The sequence below is a fragment of the Aminobacter sp. AP02 genome (assembly GCF_003148805.1).
GTDB lineage: Bacteria > Pseudomonadota > Alphaproteobacteria > Rhizobiales > Rhizobiaceae > Aminobacter.
The window spans coordinates 1-1,089 of sequence record NZ_QGGX01000071.1; the positions used below are offsets into that span (position 1 = coordinate 1).

Annotated in this window: 1 protein-coding gene and 1 pseudogene; both read left to right on the forward strand. The window is 59.8% G+C overall.

Features of this window, described 5'->3' with window-relative positions:
• Positions 1-454: 454 nt before the first annotated feature.
• Positions 455-556 (forward strand): annotated as a pseudogene (locus C8K44_RS27220) (Atu4866 domain-containing protein); the annotation flags it as partial.
• 143 nt (positions 557-699) lie between these two features.
• Positions 700-987: a hypothetical protein gene (locus C8K44_RS27225; protein WP_245417659.1), complete on the forward strand. Its 288-nt coding sequence runs from the start codon at positions 700-702 to the stop codon at positions 985-987.
• The last annotated feature ends 102 nt before the right edge of the window (positions 988-1,089 follow it).

The window sequence follows — 1,089 nt, forward strand, 5'->3', positions numbered from 1 at the left end:
TGAAAGGAACTCCATCGTCAGGTCGCGCCTTCTACTCGCTCAAGACCAAACACATCACAGTACTTGGCACCCCTCCCGCGTAGCGGGTTCGTGCATGGAGGCGCAAAGCGGACCTCGCCCTTGTGCACGCCATTCTACGCTAGCCCCCTCTCCTCCCTCGAAAGCACTTTACTTGATCTGGAACATGGGCGCAGATCAGGCTTGCGCGATTGGAGAAGGAGAATGCCAGTTCAGCGGAAGTCTGGCGGGTGCATGGAGCCAGGGTTGTACGTCAGCGAAAAATCGCAGTTTCCGAAAAATAAATTTGTGGACGTTTGGCGTATGTCGATATCAATCGGCAGCTATGCCACCCAGGCAATCCTTCTCCAACCCACCGCACGCAAGAAAAAGTACCGTCAACTCGGCAGCTCATTGATGTTTGGGCGAACGCACCAGCACGCTGGTTCACGATTCTTATTTCGGCATGTGGCTCACTGATGATGGCCGCATCCGCCACGAGTTGCCCAACGGCCGCTATGACGAGGCGCGCGGAACGCGAAAGCGCGCCTATCAGGGCACGCCATGAAGTAACCGGAGCCACATACTGGGATAACACGGCTTCACTGAAGTGGGAACTTCGTTGATGGCGTCTTGTACCACGCCGGACCACGCCGGCATGGTGCTTCGGCGCGAGGGCGACGCCAAGCCGGCCTGGTAATCTTGCAACGCCCGCAGACATTGTCATGCGCAGTACACGGACAGGCCGCATTCGCGAACGTACGATGCGCAACGCTGACGCTGATCGCCGTCCCCCACTCCCTGCCCCATCTCGAGAGCGGCACGCTCGTGCGCGTCGTGCCGCAATGGTATGCCGACAGCGGCCCTATCTCGATCTACTACGCAAGCCGCACGCTGCTGCCCGCCAAGACACGGATCTTCGTCGACTTCATCGCCGAGGCGTTTCGTCACGATCGTCTTGCGGAACAGTTCGCGGGAAGCCTCCGCTGACGACGGAGAACTAACCCGCTGCGCGGGAGAGCGCGCGCGGTGAGGTAAAGGGCACGAGCCGTTCGTTGCGCTTGCATTGAGCGTCGTTCGGCAGCGGCAGAG